The sequence below is a fragment of the Clostridium sp. CF012 genome (assembly GCF_018861755.1).
Lineage (GTDB): Bacteria > Bacillota > Clostridia > Clostridiales > Clostridiaceae > Clostridium_AD.
In genome coordinates, this window is sequence record NZ_JAHLEF010000027.1 from 1 (window position 1) to 26,010 (window position 26,010).

Consider the following 26,010-nt stretch of genomic DNA (forward strand, 5'->3'; position numbering starts at 1 on the left):
AAGAAAGAATACATGGAAGCTTAAATTATATTAGTCCAAATGAATTTATAAGGAAATCTATAAATTAGTTAGTATTCGTTAGAAAATGTCGTAAATAAAGGGAGCAATCCGCTTTCCTTTTGCTTACTACTTTTAATAGGTAATATATTAGGTAATGTATAAAAAAGAATAGTAGTAGAAACCATATTGTAGTATATAAATCATGTACATTATATATGGTTACTATTATTCCGAATATAATAATCAATAATGAATCTATTATTGAAAAATATAACTGTAACTTCAGAAACTCTTTTAATTTTAAAATAACCATTTTGCCACTTCTATAAATAGGTGTAACTTTATTTCTACATAAAACAGAGTAGATTAAACGATATATGACCCATACCCCCTTTGTTAGACACGAGGAACTCGTGCTATACTAAAAATGAAGGGTGGATGATTTTAGATGAATAAAAGTTATAGTGCTGAATTTAAAATGGAAGCAGTAAAGAGATTAGAAAAAACAGGAGAGCCGATGTCAAAAGTAGCTGCTGATTTAGGTGTTAAGCCAACCACAATGCAGGGCTGGGTAAATAAGTACAAAAAATCTCCTAAGGCTCCATTTATAGGTAGTGGACACTTAAGCCCAGAAGATGAAAAATTCCATAAGCTTGAAAAAGAAAATAGGAACCTCAAAGAGGAGAATGATATATTAAAAAAAGCGGCAGCCTACTTCGCGAGAAACCTCAAATAAAGAGATTTCTATTTATCAAGGCTAATCGCATGAACTACCATATAGCGAAGCTATGCATGGTCCTATCCGTTTCTAGGAGCAGCTACTATGCATGGGAGAAACGTCCAGAAAGTATAAGATCACAAGCAAATAGCCTTCTATTAAAGGAAATTAGTGATATCCATGTCAAAAGCAAGAAAGTTTACGGTTCAACAAAAATTACACGGATATTAAACGCCAAAAGCAAATCTTCTATTAATCATAAAAGAGTGGAACATATTATGCGTGAAAATGGCATAAAATCAAAGGTTTCAAAGAAATTTATAGCAACTACAAATTCCAATCATAAGCTTCCAGTTGCAGAAAATATCCTCAATCGTGACTTTTCTGTGGACAAACCTAATGAAAAAATGGTAAGTGATATCACCTATCTGTGGACCGATAAAGGATGGCTTTATATCGCTGGAGTATTGGATTTATGTGGACAAAAAATTATTGGATTGTCCATGAGTGAACGAATGACAAAGGAGTTAGTTATTGATGCGTTGAATTCAGCATATCTACGCGCTGGTAAGCCTTCAAACGTCATTTTACACTCTGATAGAGGTTCACAATACTGTTCTTACGACTACCAAAATTTGATTAAAAAGTATGGTTTTACATGTAGCATGTCCCGGAAAGGTAACTGTTGGGATAATGCACCGATGGAATCTTTCTGGGGCAAATTAAAATGTGAATGGCTCTATGGCACCCACTTTAGAACTCGTGAAGAAGCCCGTGCAGCCGTATTTGAATATGTTGAAGTATTTTATAATCGACAGCGAATCCATGCCTCAAATGGATATGTAACACCTGAAGATTATTATAATAAAGCTAATCGAAAGGCTAAAGTGGCATAAAATGAAATATTAAGTTATTGTACGAAAACAAGAGATAATACGAGTTTATAGTGTCTAGTTTATTGGGTAAGGGTCAATAATTTTTTGATGTTTCTTTTGTATCAAATTGAATCCCCCTTGATTTAACTAATTTCTACATATTATAACTTTGATTTCCTTATTTGTAAATATATTTAGAGATATATTTACAATTTCCCCCTTAAAGGAAAATAAACTCTATCACTATCCCTTAAAATTAACTCCAATCTAACCTTTTTCTTTTCTTGTGGAATGAAGCACATCATAAAAGGATTTGGTATATCCAAACACATTATAATCATAATTACTTCATCAGTTCCCCTAACTGGTTTTTACCACATTTCGACAATCTTCGAGCCACCCCCGAGGGTTATTCCAAGAAATGGATGAAACAATGTGGAATCCTTTTCTTGGTTGCTATTGCTTTAGCCTTAGTTTTTAAACTACCGCAAGCAATATATTTATCCTGGGACATTTAGTTGTAGATATATTTTTGAAAAGTAACACTTAATTAGATCTCTTAGAAATTCAATATTATTTTATTGGACAGCAAATAAACAACATTATCAAAATCCAATAACTTGAATTTATAAATAATATTGAGGAAAAGGTAGAGGATGGAATAAATAAGGCTACTATTCTTGCAAAAAAATTTTAAAAGATAAAATATAAGAAATGTTCATGAAGTAAATTTAATGAACATTTTTTATTAGTTAAATTGAAGAATAAGGGGGTTTTTCTTTATCTTAAAAATCGCATTTACTAAATAAGCATAATAAAGGAGATCGGTTATATCATTTCAAAAATTAAACTCACGATGTTATTTTAATGTCTTCTTAACAAAAACAGTAAAAAATAATAGGCTAATAAACGCAGATACAGCACAAACAATAAATAACGTTTGATATCCCACGAGTTGTGAAACAAATCCTAGAATAATAGCTCCTAAACCAATACCTAAATCAAAAGCGGTAAAAAATGTGGCGTTCGCTACTCCAATTTTCTCTGGTCTAGCTAATCGTATAATCGCTAGTTGAAGGGCTGGTTGTGCTGATCCGAATCCAATTCCGTACAAAATAGCGGTAATAACTAGTCCAACAATTCCTTTTGTAAATGCTAGGACTAATAGTGCGACAATTAGTATAAATAGTGCAGGAATAATAATGACATCTTCTCCATACTTATCAGATATCTTTCCTGTAATTGGTCTAATTACTGCAAGTATGAAAGCATAAACTAAGAAAAAAGTACCAACATTAACTTGAATTTTTGCCGCAAACAGTGGTAAAAACGTTGTAATTCCACCAAAAGTAATGGATAGGAAAAATGTAACAATAGCGATTGGTAAAAGGTCTTTTTCAAAAAATGATATTGCGTTTTCATGTGTATGTTGAATTGCTGGGATTTTTGTACAAAATGCAAGTATAAATGCAATAAGCGCTAATGCTGTGCATAGCAAAAATAGATAATGAAATGAAAATGATTCTGCTACCCAAAGACCTAATATTGGTCCTAAAGCCATGCCCAAAGTCATTGAAAGCCCATACCATCCCATTCCTTCTCCACGACGAGATTTTGGAATGACATCAGTCACAGCCGTTCCTATAGAAGTTGTAGCAATTGCCCAGCTTATTCCGTGGAGGATACGTAACATCACTAAAAATATAATTACTGTTACCAAATCATAAAAATACATTGTAATTGCAAAAAATATTAGTCCACTTATTATAAATACTCGTCGCCCATATTTATCCATTAATCCTCCAACAATAGGACGAACAATTACTGCCGATATTGTAAACACTCCAATAATAAATCCAACTTGAGATTCACTTCCACCTAATTGTTTAATAAATATGGGCAGTGTTGGCATTAGTAAATAAAAACCACTAAATAGTAATAATGATGTAATTGTCAGCATTATATAGTTTTTTGTCCATAAACGTTCCATTGTAATTCAATCCTTCTTTCTATAAATTTAATTGTATAAATCAAGACTACCACAGTATCATTTGGATGTGATTCATTATAGCTTTCTAAAAAAGTCTCATATAACTTTACACTAAACGCCTGATCTGCTGGACGATTGTTTACTTTTACGAATAAAACTGTTTCATTCTCTTCTCCTCCTGTTAATTATTCTTAAGTTGTTAGATCAATCATTTAAAATAGGTATTCAATTACAATCATAGTGTATTGATTTTTTAGTGAATCCTATTTCTTTCATAGCAAAACAAATACAGTCAACTTGATTGACTATATTGCATATAGTATAATAGAATTAATAAAAAGTCAACCTAATTGACTTTATTTGAGGAGGTTTTATATATGAATCATCAAGCATTTAGTAAATTAGATCTTACATCACTTTTGTTATTATCTTTTAGATCATCGATTAACGAACTACATGATAAATTGAGCGAATTGGGATTTGAAGATATTAGACCTACACATGGGTTTATGTTTACATACATCACCCCAGATGGAGCAACGGGTATAGAATTAGCTGAATATTTAGGAATTACAAAGCAAGCTGTGAGTAAAATGGTGGATTACCTTGAGAAAAATGGTTATGTGATGCGTAAAATTCACCCCACTGATAAGAGAGGGAAAATTATTGTTTTGACCGAGCGAGGATTGTTAGTAATGAAAGCAAAAGAGGATATACTAACTGATATTGAGAAACGTTGGATTGAAAATATAGGTGCTGAACGAATGCAAATGATCAAAGAAGATTTAATAAAATTAGTTCATGAAGCAAATGAAGGTAAATTGTCATCGAAGTTAATACCAGTTTGGTAAATATAAAGTGTCTAAAAATGTTAAATTAAACGATAATAACTGCTAATCAACCTTTTAGTAAATTGGGATATGTTTTTTCAAATTCTACCTTAGAGAATGCTATACTTGATGGGGTAGCGCTACTTTATGATTTTTCGTCTAAAGCAAAATTTAAGAACGCCACCTAATCAGACGACTAAGTGGCGTTCCGTTTGCATTTTGTTAGATTGGGGAACTACGGGTTTACGTTATTATTAATACAAAGACTGATAAATTTTTTTGCTGATTTGGTAAGAAATTTATTTTTTTGATAAATAATAGAAAATTGACGTTTTAGAGAAACGTTTTTAATTTTTATCACATGGATATTACCTAATGATACACCTGCTTTTACTATTACATCAGGAAGAATGGTTAATCCTAACCCTGCTTTTACCGCCTCAAAAATGATTAGTATGCTTATACTCTCCCATCGTATATTGATTTCTAATTCGTGTGCTGCCAAGAAACTCTCAAAAAATTCTCTGTCATCACTACCTCTTTCTCGTAGTATAAAATCTTGTCCATCTAGCATGTTTAGATCTATTTCATCGTAACAGCTAAATGGGTGTTTTTTACCGCAAACTAAAACCAATTCATCATCCATAAACTTAATTTGTTCAATATTTGGACTCTGTACTTTACCTTCAATTAGGGCAATATCAACAGTATTTCTTAAAATATATTCTTCTATTGTTTTAGTATCATTTACAGCGACATTTACTTTAACAGAAGGTGTCTGCTGCTCAAAAGCTTTGACATAAGAAGGCAATATACCAAAACCGATTGCAATACTTGATCCCACACGTAGAGTGCCGAAGGAGTCCCAATCTTTTATGCCTACTTCCACTTCGTCTGTTAGCGAAACAATATGAGTTGCATACTCTAATAATTGCTTACCAGTCTCTGTAATATATAGCCTTCGTGACACTCTGTCAAAAAGTTTAACTCCATAGTTTTCTTCAAGTTCACGAATGGCAATACTTACAGATGGCTGTGAAATGTGAAGTTTTTTGCCAGTAGCAGTTATACTATTGTTCTCACAAACTGCAATAAAAATCCTAAAATGCCTCAAGGTCATTTATTATACACCTCTTTCCATAGGTAATTGACTATACATATAATAAAATTATACTATTTTACTTATGAAGTTTCAAGATGTATAATTAAAATGATTTTAAAATCCCGCTAAAATATAACACACCGCTTAACTTAAGAAGGTTATAAAAAATAAGGATTTAATAAGTTACAGATGTCTGTTACATTAAGATAATGTAAAAAATCTATATAATAAAAAAGGAGATTGATAATATGAATTATTTAGTTGTTAGTAGCCACCCTTATGAAGGAAGCTTTAACGCAGGAGTAGCAAAAACTGTTGTTGAAACTGTTTCAAAAAACGGGCATTCTGTTGAGTGCATCGATCTGGTAAAAGATGAATTTAATCCTCTTATGACAGGGCAAGACTTGTTGCAGTGGAGAAAAGGACAGATAGAAGATCCATTGGTGTTAAAATATAAAGCAGCAATAGATAAGGCAGATATAGTGGTATTTCCAATTCCGCTATGGTGGGCATCAATGCCTGCTGCTTTAAAAGGATTTTGTGATAAAGTTTTTCAGCTTGGCTGGGCATATAGCTATGGGCCAAATGGAACAATGATTGGATTATTAAAAAATAAAAAAGCAGTCGTTATTACAACTATGCAAACACCTAACGACTACTACAACAACCAATTGCAAAATCCTATTACTGGCAGCTTTATAAAAGATACTCTTCAAACCTGCGGTTTTGAAGTTTTAAAACATTTTCAAATTGATCAAATTGCAACTGGTGGTAGACCTCATGCTGAAGAAAAGTTGAATGAAATCAGAGATTATTTTGCCCAACAATAAATAATAATTAAGGAGTTATATAGATAGTCTACATAACTTCAGGCTGTCAACAACAATAGTTGGCAGCCTATTTTCATAGTAAAATAAAAAATGAAAAATCCCCTCAAAACGTATGAGTGAACATATAACACACATAAATATATCGCAATTATCTCATGAACCTGTATTTGATAATTTGTTTCAAGTTAATAAACTTGCAGAATATCATTTAAAGAGATCAATATACGAAGAACTTACCAATCATCATTTGCTTAACAAGCAAACTTGATTGCAAAACTCTAAAAGATTTTAGTGTGGTATCTATCTGATATTAATCAAGACATAAGAAAACCCACAACTAATTAAATAGTTGTTGGGTTTTACTGTATAATACCTTCGATTTTAATACACTTTAGCTATAATTAATTCTGACAAAGAATCAAAAAATTCAGTCCAACGCTTTTTTTAAAAATAATATATATACATTATTATATAAATATTTATTCCCAATGACACAAAAATAAATAAATAATAATATTTTCTATTCTTCCTCTAAATTTTTTTCATCTAACAAGTAAAGTTTATCAGCATATTTAGACTCATTTGAAATCTTCAGCTCAGAATTTTTAGCCGCTTGTTTAACCTGAGCACCAGATATGTTAGGTTTGACAATACACCCAGCTCCAGCCACACAGCCACCCGGACATGCCATTCCTTCAAGGAGAAATCCATCATACTTTCCTTTTATGGCATCATTACACATCTCCCTACATTCTCTCAGTCCATCCGCAGCTTTAATCTTCACTTCTCGTCCTGGATGTTCTTTTTTTATCAAATCAGCTACAGCCTTAGCGACTCCACCTGCAACCGCAAAGCCTCTTCCTGAACCAGTTGCTTCATTACTCAGATTCTTATCTGTACCAATTATTTCCACTTCTTTAGCTTCTAACATTCCAGATAATTCCTCATATGTAATTACAAAATCCACTTCACTTTTTACGCTTTTTCTGGAAGCTTCTAATTTTTTCGCACTGCATGGGCCAACAAAAACAATCTTTGCATCTTTATGTTTTTCTCTCACAAGTCGAGCGGCAAAAACCATTGGAGTCAAAGTCATCGAAATATTTTCAGCATATTCAGGATATAATTTTTTAGCCATAACAGACCATGAAGGGCAGCATGAAGTAGCCATAAATGAAAGTTTTTCAGGTACATTTTCTATAAAATCTTTTGCCTCATCAATTGTACAAATATCTGCACCAATTGCAACTTCAACAACATCTTTAAATCCAATTATAAGCATTGCTCTTTTAAAATCATTAAATCCAACATTTTTACCAAACTGCCCCACATATGATGGAGCTACAATTGCAATTACTTCTTTCTTTTGATTTATTGCCTGAATTAGTTGAAATATTTGGCTTTTATCAGATATTGCTCCAAAAGGACAATTTACCATACACATTCCACAGCTAACACATTTATTATAATCTATTGATGCTCTGCCATATTCATCCGTATATATTGCATCCACTCCACATGCCATGGCACATGGCCGTCCATGTTTTATTATTGCTGAATACGGACACACTTTAGCACATAAACCACACTTTATACATTTTTCCTGATCAATAATACTTTTCCCATTAGCTATACTAACTGCGCCTTTAGGACAAACTTCTACACAAGGGTGTGCTAGGCAGCCACGGCACATATTTGTAACTTCGTAGCTATCTGTTGGACAAGAATTACAAGCAAATTTTATAATATTTACAAGTGGCGGTTCATAATATTTTGAAGGTTTTGTTGCCCCCTCTAACCCCTCCGTAATTGCTCTTGATTTATCACTTGGTCTTACATTTAGTCCCATTGCCAAACGGATTCGCTCACTAACTATTGCTCTTTCAAGAAATGTACTTTCTCTATACTTACCCACATCTCCAGGAATGATCTCATATGGGATATTCTCTATCTCTTTTAAATTGTCTTCAAAAGCCATCTTACTTACGGCCGTAAAAACTTTGTGTCTAATATCAGCAAGTGTTCTATATTCGTATTTCATTATAACTCCTTTTATGCTTTGATATTTATAAAAACTACATATATATATTCTTCGTTAGAATATCATATATTAACAATTTAGTCAATTTTGTTTATGTATTTATTATTTCTAATACTGCCCCCTCTATATGTTTAAGTTATCTTCTAAAGCTTGGGATTTTAATATCGCTAAACTGTATAGGACTTCTGCTAAAAGGTGCACACCCCCTTTAAACGTACATTGGATAACTAAACGTCAGAATAAACTCCTGCCACAGAAATACCTACTGAATGCATCATTCCCTTAAAAACATCTAAAAGTGTACTATATTGTTTAAATATACCTCCTCAACTTCTATAGCGCCGCCAACATGAAAAATTGATTAATACATAAAACCTTTATTTAATTTTAAAAAAATACTATAATTAATAATGATAATATATTAATTATAGCTACAAATAAAAAATATTAAAGACAAACCACCTCAACTATATGTTTACGCAAGGTTTGTCTATAATTTGAGGAGTTTATATATGAGAAAAAAAGATATACTTGAACTAAAAAGACGTCTAAAGAAAGAAGAATGCACCTTCACTAAAATTTGTGGTTGTTATGTTAATGGAGAAAAACATACTATTTTAAAATTTAGAGAAAGCTTTCTAAATTTAGATGAGGACGAATATTTTAAATACTTAGAAATTGCTAAAAAAGTACTATCTGGAACTATCGGAAATAATATTTTAGAACTTAACTTTCCAGTTAATGAAGATTTTATAAATGAAAGGCAAATTTCCCTTATGCAGCTTAAAAACAGTCAATTAAAAGATGATGCTCTTCTTGATAATCTTTATGATTTGATTATAGATAATTATGATTACACTGGTAATTTTTTAATACTCCTTTTTCATGATGCTTATGATGTTATTAGCAAAACCAAAGATAATGTAAAGATAGATGAATCTGAAGAAGTATATGAATATGTGTTATGTGCAATATGTCCTGTTTCACTTTCAGAGCCTGGTCTTAGATACTTTGAGACGCAAAATGAAATAAAAGCACGTATTAGAGATTGGGTAGTTGAGGCCCCTACTAATGGCTTTGTGTTTCCTGCTTTTATTGATCGTAGTGCAGATGTTAACTCTATTATGTATTACACAAAAAATGCAAAGGATACACATACTGAATTAATGGAAAATGCCTTAGGGTGCCTCTCAAAACAAACTGCTACGGCTCAAAAGGAAACCTTCCAATCAATTATTAAAGATTCTTTTAGTTCTGATGAAAAGAAAGCTGATAAGATTTTTAATGACATACAAGAAAACCTAAACAATATGATAGAAGAATATAATACTCTATATGAAGATACAGATTGTGAACCTATAAGCTTAACAAAGAAGGATATACAAAACCTTTTAATAGAAAGCGAAGTTCCGGTCGAAGTTACTGCTAAGATTGAAAAATGCTATATAGAAAGCTTTGGTGATGATATTCCCTTAGCAAAAAATTTAATTGACCCAAAGACTCTTAAAGAAAATGCGCAAAGAAAAAAGGAAGAACGCCTTCACAAGCAAGTAGAAATACTTCAAGCTAGACTTGATGAAATTAAACAAGAGAATGCTATAGATAATGAAACTCACCGCTCTACAGAAGTTAATGATGATAATGTGATTTTAGAAGAAGCTTCAACAACTGATTTAGAAGAAACATTAGAAACTAATCTAGAAGAAATTTTAGAAACTAATCTAGAGAAAGTTCCAGATGCATTTTCAGAAGATAGTATGGCTACTCCTCATTATGATGTTATACTTCAAGTAAAACCCGAAAAAATATCTCAAATAAAATCTCAAATAATTGATGGCCAAAAATGCATAGTTATTCCTATTAATGACAATGAACAAACTATGGTTAATGGCTTAGATAATTTGATTTAATTGAAAACACTACTGCACTGGGTTCCCCCCAAGTGTAGTAGTATTTTTTTTATTATTAATCTAAAATCTAAATTCGCTGGGGGGGTATTCCAGAAAACGGATGAAACAACGCGGAAGCCTTGTCTTGGTTGCTACTCTACTTGTAAAGGGTCAGGCACCTTACAAAAACTGGAACGATTTTTGTTGCTAATCCCTACTTTCTAATCTACAAAAACTCTCATAGTGAATACGCACCATTCCATACTATATCCCTATAATTTACTGGATCAGTGTCGCCTTCTGTGCTGAACATTAATACAACGGAATCACTGTCCAACCCAAGCTTTTCCTTTACTAAGCTATACTCAGGGTTAGTCATTAGCAATGAAAGTACTCCAGCACCTATTGCTGCTGACTCTCCAGAAATTATTCGCACGTCCTCTCCAATAGGATTACCGAGAATTCTCATTCCTGTAGCAGTTACACTATCAGCACATTTACAGAAACCAGTTGCGAAATTTCTTATTATTTCCCATCCAGCTGGAACAGGTTCTCCACATGCAAGTCCTGCCATGATACTATCTAATGATCCACCCACTGTATAAGCTGTACCATCATTCATTTCTCCAGACTTAAAGTAACATGCTGCATTTTTAGGCTCCATTATAAGTGTAGTAGGCATATCTCCATTATAATAATTTGATATAGCTCCTGTTACACCGGACGCCATTGCACCAACACCTGCTTGTACAAATAAGTGAGTTGGCTTTTTATAACCTGCAGCTTCTAGTTGTTCTATTGCTTCCATTCCCATAGTTGAATATCCTTGAAGAATAGTCTTAGGCACTTCCTCGTAACCTTCCCATGAAGTATCTTGTACAATATACCAATTGTTCTTTGTTGCCATTTCATTTGCATATCTTACAGTATCATCATAGTTAAATTCAGTGACTGTAACAGTTGCCCCTAATGCTTCTATGTTTTTTACCCTGCTCTCTACTGTTCCCTTAGGCATGTAGATTATTGCTTTTAAACCTAGTTCCTTAGCTGTCCAAGCTACACCTCTACCATGATTTCCATCAGAACAAGTAGCCAAAGTCATATCCTTAATTTTTGATTGGACGCTCTCAGATTTTAAGTAATCAAAAGTAACATTTCCAACATCAAGTCCTAGCTTGTCACAAACTAATTTAGCAATAGCATAAGAAGCTCCTAATATTTTAAATGAGTTTATATCGCCTCTTTGTGATTCATTTTTAATAAATATTGCCTTTACTCCTAGGTACTCAGATAAACTTTTCAATTGTACTAAAGGAGTAGCCGTGCAGTCAGGAATACTATCATGAATATGTCTAACTTTTTTTAATTGTTCTACAGATAGAAATTCTGCACATCTTTCTTTTTTAGCATCATATTTCCCATTAACTATAAATTCAATATTATTTGTTGTTTTTGACATTTGCTCATCCCCACCTTAATGTAATCGTTTAATATTATTTTTAGTTTAATACAATTTATTATATTCCAAATTATTCATATAGTAAATGCTTAAAGGACTTAAAAGTGTCAAACGTTATTATTGTTGGGGGGAATGGGGTAGTGGATAGGACCATGTTTCAATTCCATTTTCACTTGGATCACTAAAACTATTACAATGTATAGATGTAAATGTTTTGCAACCACCTTTATTAGCTATATCACCCCTCTGCGCTAGGGTTAAATACTTATCTATTGTTCTAGTATAGATGACCCTTTGACCTTGCTCTAGCATTATTCTTCCACATATTTTACTTATATTTAGAGCTATATTAGCCTCATGCGTTCCTCGTTTACCTATTGCACCAGGATCACTTCCACCATGTTCTGCGTCAAAACAATGAGTATATAACTTATTCATCTTTTTCACTCTCCTTAATTCCTTTTTTATTACCCGATTGCAACTGGATCAATGCCTCTCTTAATTTATCCGGTATAGGTAGTCCAAGCTGAGCACAATTTTCTAATAAGCTTATAAGTATTAAGCTCTTTCTTGCTATACCCTTAAGTCCCACATCAGAAGAGATCTCTTTATTTACATATGCTTTTATTAACCCTGTTGCGTAATCCAAAACCATGAAAGCTAATAATACTATTATTGCAGTGTCCCACACACCAAACAGCCACGTTAAACAAGTTCCATTACTGCTATTACTATTTTAATTGAAGTGCCTTTTCCCATCTTTATTCCTTCTTTCTCTTTATATTTTTGCATGAAAAAGACACCCTATCGAGTGCCTTAGTTTTATTATTATATTTTGTTATATTTTTTGTAAAGCACCAACATTGCTTCATTTACAAGTATACAGTCTTCTGTCCCTACAGGAAAAGAAGGACTTCTTCTGCCTGAAATTTTACCGTCATAAACCATTTGAACTTTGTAGACTTTGATAAAAATACCGTTCCAATCTTCATCTCCATATGCTACTTTATACTCTGTATTTGGTGGATGACCATTTGGTATTGGGCTACACGTTGCTGGAACCATTATACAATCTCTGGGATAAAAAACTTTTGCCATTTTCTCACGCCTTATAGTTAACCATAGTTTATTATAGGTTACCATGGTTAACTATAATTGCAAAGGCTTTGTTTTTATTCAATTATGTGTCGTCATGTTATCCTAAGTCGTCACAACTAAAAACGCCACAAACTTTTATTGTTTGTGACGCCTAATAAGAAGCTGATTAATGGCTTGTCTAACTAAATAAACCTACAACATCTGCAACATCTACAACATCTGCAACGTCTATTAGACATTTCCTCTACTAATATTTCCTCTAGTAATCGTACTCTTTCCTCTAATAATCGTACTCTTTCCTCTAGTAACCTATCATCACACCTATTACTCCTATTATTAAACGCTTCTTCAAATCCTTCCAATTCTTCCACTCTTCTACCTTTAGACATATTATTAAACCCCCTATATTGTATTTCAAAATATATTATGAAGGCTTGTCTAAATATGTGCAGAATGGAGTACATTTTAAATATAAATTTAATATACACATTGCTTCGCAGTTATTTCCTAAGTCGTCACAAGTAAAAACGCCACAAACTTTTATTGTTTGTGACGTCTAATTAGAAAAAGACGTAGTAACTATTCTGAAAATTATCTTAATATGCACCTTACTGATTTGAACATTTACAACTACTTGGGTAATCTTGTGATGATAAATCACTTAAAAACTCTTACCTACATCCTTATATAGGCAAGAGTCTTCTAAATTATCTTTAAATGCAACTACTCTTAATTCATATTTTTGAATACTTTAAAATTGTAATGCCACAATCTACGACATACTCTTTTAGATGTAGTTTTATTGTTGGATTATTTCCTAAAAATAAAGGTCTTCCTTTTCCTAATATTGTAGGAATTATTCCTATTATATATTCATCAACAATATCAGCCTTAATGAAGTTATCTACAAGCCTACCACCACCAAATAGAAATATATCCTTACCGTCCTTCTCTTTTTCTTCCTGGATTACCTTACATACATCTCCACTAATAAAGTGGAGATTGTCTTGATTTTGAATTTTTTGTGATGTTGCTACGTATACCTTTTTATTTTTAAAATCATTATGCATATTTTGGTCATAACAATTTTTACCCATAACTACTACATCTATCCCTTCTAAAAATTTACCAAAATCAAATCTATTTTTAGTATTTAATGTGTCATCTCCATCTCCCACTATCCAATCAAATCCACCTTCTTCTGATGCTATATATCCATCAAGACTTATTGCCAAATTTAAAATTATTTTTCTTTTCATATTAAATTCCTCCTAAAATTATTCAAAAATATTATTATTGTTTGATATATAATTAATTATACGCTATAATACTTGACATCCTATGTCATATAACAGGAGGAGAATTATGAGAGCAGACAGATTAATTTCTATACTAATGTTATTACAAATACATAAAAAATTAACTGCTTCTGAATTATCAAAAAAACTTGAGGTTTCTGTAAGAACTATTTACAGAGATATTGATATCCTTAGCGGTATTGGAGTACCTATAGTTACGGATAAAGGTATAAATGGTGGGGTAAGGCTTCTGGGAGACTATAAAACTTCCCTTACAGGAATAAATAAAAATGAACTCTTCTCTTTGTTCATTCCAACTGGTGATAAAATTTTAGAGGATTTAGGAGTTGAAAATCTTAAGGATTCTACAATACTTAAAATTTTAGGAAACTCTTCACCTAATCAAGTAAAAGAAGTTGAAAATATTCAAAATTATATTTATATAGATATGTATACTTGGAATCAATCTAACACTAGTGTAAATACAGACATCCTTTTTGTATTACAAAATGCTATATGGAACTCAAAATCATTAAAAATACTATATAGAAAAATAAATGAAACAAAAGAAGTAGTGTTAAATCCACTTGGTTTAGTTTGCAAGCGTGGGGTTTGGTATTTAGTTGCAGTAAATAATGAAATTATTAAAACATATAAAGTAGCCTCTGTTGAGTCTGCTTTATTAATGGATGATACGTTTATTAGACCAAATGATTTTAACTTAAAAAGTCATTGGAGAAATTCTACTAGCAATTTTTTAAGTTTAATTCCTAAACATACTTTTATCTTTAAAGTTAGTCCCTATATTTTAAATCATATAAAAGAAAGACAATTTATAACTATAAGTGAATCTATGGTTAATGAAAATGAAATTTATCTTAATATAAAATTCGATGCTTTATGGCAAGGTATAGAATTTGCTTTTGGATATGGAAAGGATATCGAAATTATTGAACCTATTGAAGCTATCTCTGAAATGAAGAAAAAAGCATTGGAAGTGATTGATTTATATTAAAAACAACTTATAAATAAGCCATTATAAAAATATATATCGGCTTGGTATAGATTTCCTATAACGGCTTACTATATACCTAAAATTTTGAACACAATCCGTAATAAGGCATAGAATTCCATTCAAATTTAGTAAAAGTCTTACTTGAGACCCCTTAGTAGCCACATTGCCTACTAAACTTATAGCTACTAGGACACTACAACTCTAGTTGTGTCTAGCACATCTGTATGGAAATATGCTGGAACAGCGTTGCTCCTTTTGTAACATCTTGTAGTAAACCACCTGATACATCATCGGTAATATGAGAGCCTGCTTTGTAACCAAACTCTTGTGTATACCACATAAATGACATACGGATGATATTCCAAGCGAAGAAAAAGATAATTGGTCCAAGTATGTTACCACTCATAGCAAGAGAAGCAGCTAATGCCCCTAAAATTGGCCTAACAGTAAACCAGAAAACTGGATCTCCGATACCTGCTAAAGGTCCCATCATACCAACTTTAACACCTTGAATAGTTATGTCATCGATTGGTAAACCATTTGCACGATCTTCTTTAGTCTTATATAATTTTTTGATTGCGGGTATCAATGCGTAAAGCTCTGTTGCAACAAACAGGCGGTTTGTCATTAGCTGATACTAATGTTACAACATTGCAAAATAACTTGGATTCATTGATTCCTGGACTTGCAGGATTAATATTGACATTACTTTGTATGTGGTTGCTTAAGAAGAAATTCAATCACTCAACACAAAGGTGGATCTAGTAATTGATGCAACATCCTTAACAGGTTTTACAGAATACGGTAAAATCATGATCGGTTACAAATGTTTTGAGTTTTATAATTCTCGTGATTCTCGCAAATATATTCAAATTCCTTGGGAAGAGGTTGACAATGTCATTGCGTCCGTATTGCTAAAAGGAAAGTGGATTCCACGATATGCGATCCAAACGAAGAAAAATGCTACCTATATTTTTTCTTCTAAAGAACCAAAAAAAGTACTTCGTGCTGTTCGAAAATATGTTGAGCCAAATCATATGGTTAATTCGTTAGTTTTTTTGATGTGGTCAAACGAGCGGTGCAATCGAAATTTAAAAAGAGTTGATCAACTAAAGAACTATTATCCTAAATCCCCACTAGCCTAAACTTTTAAAATACAAAAGCAACTAACCAACGAAACTATTCTCTGGTAAGCTGCTTTTTGTATTTATCTATTCATTTTAATGTCTCAACTACTCATTCCTATAGCAATCTTTATTATCTACTCAAGGATTTCAGTATATCCACCCAAGCATCAATGTAGCACTCATAATTGACAAGGCTCTCTAAAAAATCAACTCTCCTGCTTTATAGCCGTGTGGCAATTCTTCTTCACTTAAAAATTTGAAATTGTCATCACGCAGTATTGGTAAAAATGCTTCGTATGGTATCCTGGAAAACTCACAGGCATAATTACTGGATCCGAACCACTTACCCTCTTTGCTACTCAAATTCAAATCTCTGGCAAATTTTGTATAGTTTGAGCAATCATGCACTGCTAAATCCCAGTTTTCTTCATCGGCTATTTTCATGAATTTCAGGGTTAATTCACTGCTCCAAATTGGAGAAATATAGCCCTGTCTGGTAATATACATATTTTCCCCATTATAATTGTATATGTTATTATCATTTAAATGTAATTCTGCACAATTTATAAAATCGAGTTTTGTATCTAAGATTGCTTGCTTTTTCTTGAAAAATGCTTCAAAAAGCTCAGGTGTCATTGGAGTTTCAATACCTACATTTTTAATATATTTTTTCGCTATTCCAATATTTTCAATAACTTTGTCTGAACAATTAGAGGCACCCAGGTTGAAACGTATCTCGTCAAGACCGGCTTCACCTAATGCTTTCAGTGTCTCTTCCGTAGCTAAAGTACCATTTGTGTATAAATGTTGATAAATTTTAGCACCCTTAAATTTCTTTATAATCGAATAGTATTTTTCAATTTCCATGAATGGCTCTAAATAAACGTAGGAAATGCCAGTGGGTTTCTTTTGGATTGAAAGAAGTAAGTCAATATCCTTCTCATAAAATTTTGTGCCTCCGATTTCCCACATACCTTCGCCAACGGGCGGAATATTATCTAGTTCTCCATAATTATAACAAAACTTACACTCTAAATTACATTTGTTGGTTTTCCTAATTGCACTCAAACCGCTTCCCAACAGACAAGAACGACATCCTTTTGGGAATTTGCTTTCATTTCCCACAAAAAAAGTTCTATTCTCCAAAGTTTTCAAACTTTTAATTTCCGACATTAATGTATCATTTCTATGATCTATAGCTGCCTCAATTTGTGCAAAGGTAGAGTAAATGATTTCTTGTTGTTTTACCATAACTTCCTCATCCTCTGGTAATATTGCAAAAAATTCAAACCATTGCAACGCATCTTTCTTTGAAATTTTCATAACTTGGCCTCCTCTAATTAATCCGTTAATGTAAAAATTTTTACACTATTTTTCAGATTTCCTCTTTATATATCAATGGTTGCAGAGTTTTTTATACAAAAAAAACACTGAACCCATTTTTGGGTATAATTAAGCTCACTTACAACACAAAACTCTCCAAAAGGAGAGTTTCATTGCTGACCCCAATTATATCATTTTTATTCCTATATGACCATCCTTCTACATGCTATTTACTTATAGTCAGTGTCTCATCATCACCAGCTATGCATTCCCCTTTTCTATGTGACTATAACACCCCATTACATAATTGTTGCCTCAAAACCTGCCCCACCTAACTTCCTAACTTGATTTTCATCATCTTTAGTAATTTTAAATCTCACAGGATTTATATTCCCCAATGCATCGGTCCAAGAAACCATTTCAATGGGCTTTGTTATAATTTTCATATTACCCCTCCAAACATGGTATTGCTATATATAGTTAACAGTAATGGATAGATTTTGTTGAAAAATAGGGTAATTTGATGTATTATAATAGAACAATTGAATGGTGAAACTACATAGTATAATAGTTCAATTGCAAAAAAACATATTATAATACTAAGATTAAATAGGAGTACATATATGAAAAAAATATTAAACATAATTGCACAAAAACCTGATAAAACAGGAAGCGGAATATACTTACAAGCACTTGTGAAGGAAGCGGATAGAAAGGGCTATGAGCAGGCTGTAGTTGCAGGGATATCTGCAAAAGATGAAGATGTCTATTTTGATGTAAAAAAAGATATTACATTCTATCCTGTTATGTTTGAAACAAAGGAGTTACCTTTTCCTGTTGTAGGAATGAGTGATATAATGCCTTATGAAAGCACTAGGTATAGGGATTTATCTGAAGATATATTAAAAAAGTGGAAAAGTGAATTTTCTTTAATTATAGATAAAGCTGTTAAAGAGTTTAAACCTGATATAATTATATGCCATCATATATGGATAATAACCGCTATGGTAAGGGAAATATATCCAAATAGAAAAACAATAGCCTTTTGCCATGGAACTGATTTAAGGCAATTAGAGACTTTTAAAAAAATGGATAGCCAGTTTTCAGAAAATGTAGTCAAATATGTAATATATAATTGTAAAAACCTAGATGTAGTAGTCGCTTCTCAAAGCCATGAAAAAAATTTGGTAATTAACCAATATGGGATAAATGAAAAGAAAGTGAGAGTCGATGGATCTGGCTTTAATCCTGATATATTCTACATGGAGAAAAATAAGGATATAAATACTAATATAAAAATAGTTTATGCAGGGAAGTTAAGCTATTCTAAAGGGGTTCCTAATTTAATTAATGCCATAAAGTTATTAGAGACTCACCATAAGGATATTGAACTTTATCTAGTAGGCTCAGGAGTGGGAGAGGAAGCAAAAGATATACTGAAAATTTGTAGGGATAACACCTATGGTTTTAATATTCATGTTTTGGGGGCAATTCACCAAAAGGAATTAGGACATCTTTTTAGAAGTTGTGACATATTAGTACTGCCGTCTTTTTATGAAGGGCTGTCACTAGTATTAATAGAGGCCATGGCTTGTGGTTTAAAGGTAGTTGTAACAGACTTACCGGGTGTACGCGAATGGATGGGGAGCAGCATAAATAATAGCGGAATTATAGAATACTCATCTTTGCCAAGGCTGAAAGATATAGATATTCCAGTAGAAGAGGATATACCAAAGTTTGAAAGGAATTTAAGCTCGGCTATCAATAAGCAAATAGAAAATAAGTTAGTGATAAGTGAAGAACTTAAAAGTGCTATCAATAAAAAGTCTTGGAAAAGTGCCTTTGAAGACATAGAAAGGTCATTTTAACCTTTGCTATTACAATATTATTGAAAATTTAAAATGCTTAAGCTAGAGGAGAAAAAAATGATAATTGATACGCATGTTCATGAAAGTAAATATTCTGCAGATAGCAGTATTTCATTAGAAGAAATTATACATCGCGCAAAGGAAATAGGATTAGATGGGGTTTGCATTACAGACCATGATACAAATGAGTTAAGAAAAGAGAGAGGGGGGTCCTTTAAGCAGGATGAAGTTTTGGTCATTGTAGGCGCCGAAATATTAACCTTTCAAGGAGATATTTTAGTATTTGGTCTTGAGAAACTTCCAAAGAAAATGATAAATGCATCAGAACTACTTGAAATGGTAAATGAAGTAAAAGGAGTGGCTATAAGTGCTCATCCTTTTAGAAATAATAATAGAGGATTAGGTCAGCATATAAGAGAATTAAGCCAGCAAAGTATTGGGGTAGAAGTATTAAATGGTAGTACCACATCTTTTGGCAATCTATATGCTTATGCTTTAGCAATGGAACTAAATTTAGGGTGCTTTGGAGCAAGTGATGCTCATGTAATACAGAATTTGGGCAAATTTGCTACTCGTTTTGAAAACACAATCAGAGATGAACAAGATTTTATAGAAGCGGTAAAAGGTAGAAATTTTCGCCCTGTTGTACATAAATTTAATGCCTTTGAAGACATTAATATATAGTAGATATTGCAATTTATAATTTCAAATTTTACACACCCAACTAGGTGATAGTGTAAACACTATCTTTATTTTATTTATATAAATCCTTTCTTTAGCAAGCATCTCTATTTTGAAGGATAATCACTTTATAAAATAAATTCAGTATCAATTTCGTCTTGATTTAATATATATCAATATCTTCCACAATATAGTCCTGCCCTGTGGATTTTAAATTCACAGCTCTTATTATTAAAGTAAAGGGGGTTTCGCTTTAATCTTTATTCTATAATTAAATTATAATATAAGATTGTGAACATAAGATGAAGAGAATGTCTAGTTTGTGTTAAGTATTTATCCCATAATAACACAATTTCTTCCACTGTTTTTCCCCTCATACAGTGCTCTATCTGCTTTTTTTATCATATCATTAATGGTTTCATGACTTTCACTAACCGTTACCCCAAAGGTCATGGTAATTGATACTTTAGTTCCATCATACTCCATAGGTTGGCTTCCTATAATTTTCCTAATTCGATCTGCAAGCATATGAGCACCCTCAATTTTAGTTTCGGGAAGTAAGATAAGAAACTCCTCACCACCCCACCTGCATACAAAGTCATGTTCTCTAACTATATTATGAAGGCTTTGAGATATCATTCTTAGTACACAATCACCACAGTCATGTCCGCGATCATCATTTATTTTTTTAAAAAAGTCGATGTCTGCAATAATGAGTGAAAAATTCTTTTTAGTTTTTTTATATTTTATAAATTCATGTTCAAGCTTTTCCATAATATATCTTCGGTTATATAGACCAGTTAAGGAATCTGTCTTTGAATCCCACTCCAGCTTCTGTAGGTTATTTTTCAGAGTTAATATTTGAGAGGCTGATGAAATTCCTGCAAATACCAGTACATATCCCAAAATTATAAATGCTAAAAATAATAACATATTATAAATGGAATTGAAATTTGTTAAACGTCCGGGGAATGTAATAAAGTTAGTAATTAACAATAAAAATGCAATAATTGGGTATAAGGCCATATACCTTATGGTTTTGTCAGATACTAAGTTAAGAATCGTTTTGTAAGGTTTACTTATCCAAAAATAAGCTGCTAATAATATTAATATTTGCAGGCAATTTCTAAATACAATAGTAAGGTTTTGAAAATAGATAATATTAGCAGTACCTGAAATTAATTCTGCAAATTGGATGGCAATAACAAGCACGATTGTAGAAGATAGCCAAACACTAAACATAGTAAATACTTTCTTTGATATTGATTCTTCAAATACTAAACAAAAATATACTACGTACAAAAATGTAATACAATAATATATATATGTTGCAATTGATGAATTAAGCATATGTCTTGCTACATAAGAGCCAGTTGAAAAAATAAATAAGGTATTTAATATAAAGGTAGCAATGCAGAATTTTATTGATTTAGCTCTTGTAAGTAGGGTATGTCCGGTTAAAATGCAAAATAGGCTAATAAAAAACGAGGATATCATAGTTGGTGAGATCATACATACCTCTCCTTATATAAATTATTTTAATCCACATTAATCTATATTTCGTCACGAAATACATATTTGTTTAATTATACTATTATTATAGTAAGTTGGATATAAAAAAATAAATTTTAGTTATTTTTATTGAAGTAGATATAATTAAAAATAACAACTTGCCACTTGCCACGTGGGTGGCACTAATAAACACTGTGCAAAATTAAAATCTCCAATTGCGTAAGTAGTCCATAATCAAAACATAATCTAACCATTCTTCTCCTCCTCCTCCTTATTTAAATGTTTAAGCAGAAAAATAGTGCCCTTGCAGGCACTATTTCCCTAAGCTACTTCAACTGTACTAGTATCAGTAGTAACTATCTTAGCATCTTTCTTGCCAACTAAGTTACCACTGGCTGATTCAAAAATATTCTTTGCAATGACTAAATCCATAAGAGAATTTACCTCAGCCTCTGTAACAGATGGAACTCCATTTTCATCAGCTTTAATGTCATCTACAGTCAAAGTAAAATACTTACCCTCTGTAGATGTTAAAAATCTCATAGTTAATTTATGCATATCACATTACCTCCTTTTATTTATTTGACTAAAGGGTTTGGGATTCTCGGTTTTCATTTTTAGCTTTCAATTTTTAGCTAACAACTAAACATTAACTAAACTGAACTGATCTTCTCTGTCTAGTCCTACTAATGGATAAGCCTTAATATTAGAGATAGCTTGCCCTACTGCAAATATGTCGGCGTCCAATGCAGCAACTTTTAAATTGCTTAGCCTTTTTGTTGCATGTTTGTCTTTACCTTTGAGGTCAACCCCAACTACCATAGTAAGCTTTAATGTACTGGCTACCTTTGTTGATTTAACTGCCATGTTAATTCCCCCTTTCATTTTGTTTTCATTGAATATATATGCCCATTGAAAGTTTTGTGCGGAGTTTTTTAAAGTATATAAATCTACATAAGTTTTCTCAATTTCTCTAGCGCTTTTCTCTTCATTCGTGCAAATTGATGGTAGTTTTTATCACTATCACAGGCTATTTCTCCTAGTGACTGGTCCAAAACATAATATCTCTCTAAAATATCACGCTCAGAGGGATTAAGTTTATCAAGAGCTACATATAGTTTTTTAACTTCATCATAGGCGATCACTTCATCTTCTAATGTGAATTCATAATCTCCTATAGTGTCTATTTCTAATAGATCACTGTTTGGCGTCTCTCTAAAATGCTTTATTTTCCCTTTTAAAAGGGCTCTAAAATTCATCTTTATGGAATTTATGCAGTAAGCGTTAAAGCTATTGCTACCTAGCTTGTACATGGCTATTGCTTTTAAAACTGAAAGATACCCATGTTGCACCAGATCTTCATAATTATAACTTGGAATGTGATATTTTGAAGCCTCCTTGAATATTAGATACTTGAATTTTTCTATTATTTCTTCTGTAGCGCTTTCTTCTTTAGTTTTTGCCTTTTCAACTAATTTTTCCATGATATACACCGCCTTGTATAATATTTTATAAAAGCTATATGCATCCCTCGCATTTATCCATGGTTAATCAAGCATCAAAAGGCCCTAAGTTAAGTAAAATTAACTTCTCTTGTTCCCATAAAATCCTCCCCCTACTCAGTGATTTTTAATCCTTATCTTCACTACATTTAACTGGGCTACATGATCAATACTTTTATTTTGTCTCTTGTCCCCTTGTCCCAGGTACAAATGGCTTATTTACTAGGTCTTAATAACTCTTTGGGACAATGAGGACAAGATTCTCTTACGCGGGTATGCGTATTAGGCATACCTGTCCTTACTATTCTCTCTAATTTATATACCTCTATATACAATTCTTGTCCTAACTGTCCCAAAGCATCTCCAAACCTTGATTCCATAACGGCTTGAGTGATAGGACAAGGTTATGGGACAACCTATAATCTACTGTCCACACTGCCGAGCAGATTTTCTCATTAAAACTCTTTGTCTTCCATAAATAGGCAAGTAAACTCTATCATTAATATTCTCCCACCCCTCAATCTTCCTCATTATCCCACCTATCTCATAAGAATCTATCTTTCTTAGCATACTTGCATCTTTCCCAAAGAGTTCACACCAAACCTCCATTATACAAACCTGGTCACGAATTACTGTTCCTAAAGTTTTTACTGCCAGTTCTCCCTCGCCTCTTAAAAAACCTCTCCGCTCATATAAGTTCATCTCCTCCCAATTGCTTGGAAGAAGTTTATCTAAATACTCTCTAACTATGCCTTCCCTTTCATCACTTTCAAAAGCTTCAATTTGTGCCGTTTCTGCGGCTTCAGTAAGTGAGCTATCTAATATTAAAGATTCCCCATTGTGGTGCATCATTAAGACTTCTGCCCATATTTGATCTATGTCTTTTATATCCCAAGGTTTAAATTCGGACTTGCCCTTAACCTTTACAGGCCAAAATCTTCTTCCCCCTGTGGTGTCTCTTAGAAAACCGGCTTCTTGATTAGTAGTACCTACAATAATGCACTGCCTTGGATGTTCCTCAACTACTCGTCCATAACTTGCTCTAAATTTATCATCCTGCCTTGTTAAAAAGGATTTTAAGGTATCCTCATCAACCTTTTTAATACCAGCAAGTTCCCCAATTTCTAAAATCCAGCTCCCTTGCAATTTTTCTGCTGCTGTCTTATCATGCATATCCGCTATACTTAGTGCATCACTAAAAAATTTCCCACCAAGCTTTGAAAATATAGTACTTTTACCTATTCCCTGAGGACCATTTAAAATAAGGGTGGTATCAAATTTAATTCCAGGCTTCATAACCCTAGCTATTGCCGCACATAAGGTTTTCCTCGTAACTGCTCTAACATATTCACTATCAGAGGCGCCTAAATATTTAATTAGTAAGGTAGAAGCTCGCGGAACGTTATCCCAGGTCGGTAGTGATTTTAAAAATTCTTTTACTGGGTGAAAGGATCTCTCTATAGCAACCTTTAATAGAGCCTCCTGACATTTACTTGGGGACCAAAGCTTATATTTTTTTTCAAGATAACAAGAGAGACCTGCATCATCTCCTAAGGACCAGCCTGCTTTTAATCTTTTCCAAGGCACCTCACTTAGTGTTTCTATTCTTTCGCTATGCTCATTATAAGCAATTCCCATTAAGGCAGAATCATGTCTGATTATTAATACTAGATTTGTCAAAGTTTCCTTAAATCCACCTTTAGCATTAATCTCTAACTGCTCTGCCCAATTATCCACACTACTAAAATCCTCTGTAGCCTCATTAATATGTTCCCGAGCTATTTGATTTTTCACGCAGCTGTCTTTCATTGCAAGCTCTTGCATAGCTTTAAAGGAAGGCATTTTATTCATTGGTGTCCCTTCCCGCGTTTCATCATCCAGGGCACCAAACTTGTGAACTCTTACTAAATCAAAGGCATTACAAAGTTTACCGGAAGCGGGATCTGTTCCGTGGTGTGAGTATGCAAAGTCACCTTTTTCATAAATAACAAGTCCCCCTGCTGTTGTTCCCTTAGTATAGGTGTATCTATTTTCCATAAGACAGGTCACATATACCTCACTTAAAAACTTTTCTATAACACCCACTATATTATAGGTTCTACAAAAGGCACCTACTACTCCACCCTTTTCACTTGGATTTCCTTGCTTATCTGCTAGCTTTTCTCTCCGTTTTATATTTCTTGAAGACTCCGGCCAAAAACTTGTATCCTGCCAATTTTCGTATCTACTTAAGATTTCATCTGGATTTAACCATGGGGAATCTTGATACTTAAAAACAAACTCTCCATACAGGGACGTTGAGGGCCAATACATAAGTCTAGAAGGTTCATAAGTTGTATCATCAAAATAATCTATTCCTATGTCTGCTGCAATTTTTCTAGATACCGCTCCATATTCTTCTGGACTTACTGCCCTACTTAAGGGAATAACAAGCCTTAGCCTTGGAAAATCCGGATTATGCTTATGGGTGGTATACATTGCGCAGCCAAAATCAAATAACATTTCTATAGTATCCCATAGGCCCTTCTGTCCATAGTCAGCATCTAAAGTTATGAGACATCTATTGAGTACCACATCACTTTTTCTTTTTCCTTCTCTTAAAGCTCCACCAACAAAGCCACCCACATCCTTAAGGTTATCTTGCTCAAGCTTTGATAATTTTTTATATTCCTGGCAGCTCTCAGGTGTTCTTGTAGTTTTGCACACTCTATTTAAAAACTCAGACCACTTCATGATTTGATTTTTCCACTTTAATTCTTTACGGTTTCTTCCTATAGCAATAGTAATAAGGCCATCGTTTTTCAAAGCTATTCCCCTCCGACATTCACACATAAAATTATTAGGTGCAGTTA

Annotated in this window: 24 protein-coding genes and 3 pseudogenes; 9 read left to right on the forward strand and 18 right to left on the reverse strand. The window is 32.7% G+C overall.

What is annotated here, in order from left to right; all coding sequences use genetic code 11:
- Positions 1–448: 448 nt before the first annotated feature.
- Positions 449–1,614, forward strand: a protein-coding gene (locus tag KPL50_RS18940; protein ID WP_216300109.1) for an IS3 family transposase whose coding sequence is annotated in 2 segments (ribosomal slippage) — positions 449–707 and positions 707–1,614 — 1,167 coding nt in all. Because the reading frame shifts where the segments join, the coding sequence is not laid out codon by codon here.
- An 838-nt stretch (positions 1,615–2,452) separates the two neighbouring features.
- Here the strand turns inward: KPL50_RS18940 and KPL50_RS18945 are convergent.
- On the reverse strand, positions 2,453–3,583 hold the full coding sequence (locus KPL50_RS18945) for an MFS transporter (protein ID WP_216300110.1): 1,131 nt from the start codon (positions 3,581–3,583) through the stop codon (positions 2,453–2,455).
- A 377-nt stretch (positions 3,584–3,960) separates the two neighbouring features.
- On the opposite strand from KPL50_RS18945, the gene KPL50_RS18950 reads away from it, so the two are divergent.
- Entirely contained in the window at positions 3,961–4,434 is a 474-nt protein-coding gene (locus tag KPL50_RS18950; RefSeq protein WP_216300111.1) for a MarR family winged helix-turn-helix transcriptional regulator, read from the forward strand.
- A 214-nt stretch (positions 4,435–4,648) separates the two neighbouring features.
- Here KPL50_RS18950 and KPL50_RS18955 read toward each other — a convergent pair whose 3' ends face one another.
- Positions 4,649–5,533: a LysR family transcriptional regulator gene (locus KPL50_RS18955; RefSeq protein WP_216300112.1), complete on the reverse strand. Its 885-nt coding sequence runs from the start codon at positions 5,531–5,533 to the stop codon at positions 4,649–4,651.
- A 230-nt stretch (positions 5,534–5,763) separates the two neighbouring features.
- Here KPL50_RS18955 and KPL50_RS18960 point away from each other — a divergent pair, with 230 nt between their 5' ends.
- A complete protein-coding gene (locus KPL50_RS18960) occupies positions 5,764–6,345 on the forward strand; it encodes an NAD(P)H-dependent oxidoreductase (RefSeq protein ID WP_216300113.1) in 582 nt (193 codons plus the stop codon).
- Between the two features lie 520 nt (positions 6,346–6,865).
- Here the strand turns inward: KPL50_RS18960 and KPL50_RS18965 are convergent.
- Positions 6,866–8,386, reverse strand: coding sequence for a 4Fe-4S dicluster domain-containing protein (locus KPL50_RS18965; RefSeq protein WP_216300114.1), 1,521 nt, complete (start codon positions 8,384–8,386; stop codon positions 6,866–6,868).
- Positions 8,387–8,898: 512 nt separating this feature from the next.
- Here KPL50_RS18965 and KPL50_RS18970 point away from each other — a divergent pair.
- Positions 8,899–10,296 (forward strand): DUF4317 domain-containing protein, encoded by a 1,398-nt coding sequence (locus KPL50_RS18970; protein ID WP_216300115.1) that lies wholly within the window; start codon positions 8,899–8,901, stop codon positions 10,294–10,296.
- Between the two features lie 217 nt (positions 10,297–10,513).
- Here KPL50_RS18970 and dpaL read toward each other — a convergent pair whose 3' ends face one another.
- The 6 genes from dpaL to KPL50_RS19000 form a co-directional block, all read right to left on the reverse strand.
- Entirely contained in the window at positions 10,514–11,734 is a 1,221-nt protein-coding gene (gene dpaL, locus KPL50_RS18975; RefSeq protein ID WP_216300116.1) for a diaminopropionate ammonia-lyase, read from the reverse strand.
- A gap of 117 nt (positions 11,735–11,851) precedes the next feature.
- Positions 11,852–12,172 (reverse strand): N-acetylmuramoyl-L-alanine amidase, encoded by a 321-nt coding sequence (locus KPL50_RS18980; RefSeq protein ID WP_216300117.1) that lies wholly within the window; start codon positions 12,170–12,172, stop codon positions 11,852–11,854.
- Positions 12,165–12,389, reverse strand: coding sequence for a phage holin family protein (locus KPL50_RS18985; protein WP_309245197.1), 225 nt, complete (start codon positions 12,387–12,389; stop codon positions 12,165–12,167). The genes KPL50_RS18980 and KPL50_RS18985 overlap by 8 nt, the downstream gene beginning before the upstream one ends.
- Before the next feature lie 173 nt (positions 12,390–12,562).
- Positions 12,563–12,832 carry a hypothetical protein gene (locus tag KPL50_RS18990; protein WP_216300118.1) on the reverse strand — a complete coding sequence of 90 codons (270 nt, stop codon included), beginning with the start codon at positions 12,830–12,832 and terminating at the stop codon, positions 12,563–12,565.
- 182 nt (positions 12,833–13,014) lie between these two features.
- Entirely contained in the window at positions 13,015–13,221 is a 207-nt protein-coding gene (locus KPL50_RS18995) for a hypothetical protein (protein ID WP_216300119.1), read from the reverse strand.
- A gap of 345 nt (positions 13,222–13,566) precedes the next feature.
- A complete protein-coding gene (locus KPL50_RS19000) occupies positions 13,567–14,091 on the reverse strand; it encodes a dihydrofolate reductase family protein (protein ID WP_216300120.1) in 525 nt (174 codons plus the stop codon).
- Positions 14,092–14,197: 106 nt separating this feature from the next.
- On the opposite strand from KPL50_RS19000, the gene KPL50_RS19005 reads away from it, so the two are divergent.
- Complete coding sequence (locus KPL50_RS19005) at positions 14,198–15,145, forward strand: YafY family protein (protein ID WP_216300121.1); 948 nt, start codon at positions 14,198–14,200, stop codon at positions 15,143–15,145.
- A gap of 241 nt (positions 15,146–15,386) precedes the next feature.
- On the opposite strand, the pseudogene KPL50_RS19010 reads toward KPL50_RS19005, so the two are convergent.
- A pseudogene (locus tag KPL50_RS19010) lies at positions 15,387–15,740 on the reverse strand (PTS system mannose/fructose/sorbose family transporter subunit IID); the annotation flags it as partial.
- Here KPL50_RS19010 and KPL50_RS27545 point away from each other — a divergent pair.
- Positions 15,734–15,910, forward strand: a pseudogene (locus KPL50_RS27545) (PTS system mannose/fructose/sorbose family transporter subunit IID); the annotation flags it as partial. The pseudogenes KPL50_RS19010 and KPL50_RS27545 sit on opposite strands and share 7 nt — an antisense overlap.
- Positions 15,880–16,250: pseudogene (locus tag KPL50_RS19020) on the forward strand (DUF956 family protein). The pseudogenes KPL50_RS27545 and KPL50_RS19020, both read left to right, overlap by 31 nt.
- Positions 16,251–16,470: 220 nt before the next feature.
- On the opposite strand, the gene KPL50_RS19025 reads toward KPL50_RS19020, so the two are convergent.
- A complete protein-coding gene (locus tag KPL50_RS19025; RefSeq protein WP_216300123.1) occupies positions 16,471–17,595 on the reverse strand; it encodes a radical SAM protein in 1,125 nt (374 codons plus the stop codon).
- A gap of 299 nt (positions 17,596–17,894) precedes the next feature.
- Complete coding sequence (locus KPL50_RS19030) at positions 17,895–18,041, reverse strand: hypothetical protein (protein WP_216300124.1); 147 nt, start codon at positions 18,039–18,041, stop codon at positions 17,895–17,897.
- 177 nt (positions 18,042–18,218) lie between these two features.
- On the opposite strand from KPL50_RS19030, the gene KPL50_RS19035 reads away from it, so the two are divergent.
- Both KPL50_RS19035 and KPL50_RS19040 read left to right on the forward strand, forming a co-directional pair.
- Positions 18,219–19,463, forward strand: a complete 1,245-nt coding sequence (locus KPL50_RS19035) for a glycosyltransferase family 4 protein (protein WP_216300125.1) — start codon at positions 18,219–18,221, stop codon at positions 19,461–19,463.
- 57 nt (positions 19,464–19,520) lie between these two features.
- Entirely contained in the window at positions 19,521–20,147 is a 627-nt protein-coding gene (locus KPL50_RS19040; protein WP_216300126.1) for a PHP domain-containing protein, read from the forward strand.
- A gap of 330 nt (positions 20,148–20,477) precedes the next feature.
- Here the strand turns inward: KPL50_RS19040 and KPL50_RS19045 are convergent, their stop codons facing one another.
- From KPL50_RS19045 to KPL50_RS19070, 6 genes are all read right to left on the reverse strand, one after another.
- Complete coding sequence (locus tag KPL50_RS19045; RefSeq protein WP_216300127.1) at positions 20,478–21,656, reverse strand: GGDEF domain-containing protein; 1,179 nt, start codon at positions 21,654–21,656, stop codon at positions 20,478–20,480.
- 321 nt (positions 21,657–21,977) lie between these two features.
- Positions 21,978–22,214: a DUF2922 domain-containing protein gene (locus KPL50_RS19050; RefSeq protein ID WP_216300128.1), complete on the reverse strand. Its 237-nt coding sequence runs from the start codon at positions 22,212–22,214 to the stop codon at positions 21,978–21,980.
- An 84-nt stretch (positions 22,215–22,298) separates the two neighbouring features.
- Positions 22,299–22,523 (reverse strand): DUF1659 domain-containing protein, encoded by a 225-nt coding sequence (locus KPL50_RS19055; protein ID WP_216300129.1) that lies wholly within the window; start codon positions 22,521–22,523, stop codon positions 22,299–22,301.
- Between the two features lie 83 nt (positions 22,524–22,606).
- Positions 22,607–23,140 (reverse strand): sigma-70 family RNA polymerase sigma factor, encoded by a 534-nt coding sequence (locus KPL50_RS19060; protein WP_216300130.1) that lies wholly within the window; start codon positions 23,138–23,140, stop codon positions 22,607–22,609.
- Between the two features lie 233 nt (positions 23,141–23,373).
- Entirely contained in the window at positions 23,374–23,538 is a 165-nt protein-coding gene (locus KPL50_RS19065; RefSeq protein WP_216300131.1) for a hypothetical protein, read from the reverse strand.
- A gap of 43 nt (positions 23,539–23,581) precedes the next feature.
- Entirely contained in the window at positions 23,582–25,990 is a 2,409-nt protein-coding gene (locus tag KPL50_RS19070; protein ID WP_216300132.1) for a virulence-associated E family protein, read from the reverse strand.
- Between the last annotated feature and the right edge of the window lie 20 nt (positions 25,991–26,010).

Excerpts from the sequence above, each read along its gene's own strand:
- KPL50_RS18980 (WP_216300117.1), bottom strand. The coding sequence starts at position 12,172 with ATGAATAAGTTATATACTCATTGTTTTGACGCAGAACATGGTGGAAGT.
- KPL50_RS18950 (WP_216300111.1), top strand. The coding sequence starts at position 3,961 with ATGAATCATCAAGCATTTAGTAAATTAGATCTTACATCACTTTTGTTA.
- KPL50_RS19040 (WP_216300126.1), top strand. The coding sequence starts at position 19,521 with ATGATAATTGATACGCATGTTCATGAAAGTAAATATTCTGCAGATAGC.
- KPL50_RS19005 (WP_216300121.1), top strand. The coding sequence starts at position 14,198 with ATGAGAGCAGACAGATTAATTTCTATACTAATGTTATTACAAATACAT.
- KPL50_RS18945 (WP_216300110.1), bottom strand. The coding sequence starts at position 3,583 with ATGGAACGTTTATGGACAAAAAACTATATAATGCTGACAATTACATCA.
- KPL50_RS18995 (WP_216300119.1), bottom strand. The coding sequence starts at position 13,221 with ATGTCTAAAGGTAGAAGAGTGGAAGAATTGGAAGGATTTGAAGAAGCG.
- KPL50_RS18965 (WP_216300114.1), bottom strand. The coding sequence starts at position 8,386 with ATGAAATACGAATATAGAACACTTGCTGATATTAGACACAAAGTTTTT.
- KPL50_RS19025 (WP_216300123.1), bottom strand. The coding sequence starts at position 17,595 with ATGAAAATTTCAAAGAAAGATGCGTTGCAATGGTTTGAATTTTTTGCA.
- KPL50_RS19030 (WP_216300124.1), bottom strand. The coding sequence starts at position 18,041 with ATGAAAATTATAACAAAGCCCATTGAAATGGTTTCTTGGACCGATGCA.
- KPL50_RS19035 (WP_216300125.1), top strand. The coding sequence starts at position 18,219 with ATGAAAAAAATATTAAACATAATTGCACAAAAACCTGATAAAACAGGA.
- KPL50_RS19065 (WP_216300131.1), bottom strand. The coding sequence starts at position 23,538 with ATGGAATCAAGGTTTGGAGATGCTTTGGGACAGTTAGGACAAGAATTG.
- KPL50_RS19055 (WP_216300129.1), bottom strand. The coding sequence starts at position 22,523 with ATGGCAGTTAAATCAACAAAGGTAGCCAGTACATTAAAGCTTACTATG.
- KPL50_RS19000 (WP_216300120.1), bottom strand. The coding sequence starts at position 14,091 with ATGAAAAGAAAAATAATTTTAAATTTGGCAATAAGTCTTGATGGATAT.
- KPL50_RS18960 (WP_216300113.1), top strand. The coding sequence starts at position 5,764 with ATGAATTATTTAGTTGTTAGTAGCCACCCTTATGAAGGAAGCTTTAAC.
- KPL50_RS19045 (WP_216300127.1), bottom strand. The coding sequence starts at position 21,656 with ATGATCTCACCAACTATGATATCCTCGTTTTTTATTAGCCTATTTTGC.
- KPL50_RS19070 (WP_216300132.1), bottom strand. The coding sequence starts at position 25,990 with ATGTGTGAATGTCGGAGGGGAATAGCTTTGAAAAACGATGGCCTTATT.
- KPL50_RS19060 (WP_216300130.1), bottom strand. The coding sequence starts at position 23,140 with ATGGAAAAATTAGTTGAAAAGGCAAAAACTAAAGAAGAAAGCGCTACA.
- KPL50_RS18990 (WP_216300118.1), bottom strand. The coding sequence starts at position 12,832 with ATGGCAAAAGTTTTTTATCCCAGAGATTGTATAATGGTTCCAGCAACG.
- KPL50_RS18970 (WP_216300115.1), top strand. The coding sequence starts at position 8,899 with ATGAGAAAAAAAGATATACTTGAACTAAAAAGACGTCTAAAGAAAGAA.
- dpaL (WP_216300116.1), bottom strand. The coding sequence starts at position 11,734 with ATGTCAAAAACAACAAATAATATTGAATTTATAGTTAATGGGAAATAT.
- KPL50_RS18985 (WP_309245197.1), bottom strand. The coding sequence starts at position 12,389 with ATGGTTTTGGATTACGCAACAGGGTTAATAAAAGCATATGTAAATAAA.
- KPL50_RS18955 (WP_216300112.1), bottom strand. The coding sequence starts at position 5,533 with ATGACCTTGAGGCATTTTAGGATTTTTATTGCAGTTTGTGAGAACAAT.
- KPL50_RS19050 (WP_216300128.1), bottom strand. The coding sequence starts at position 22,214 with ATGCATAAATTAACTATGAGATTTTTAACATCTACAGAGGGTAAGTAT.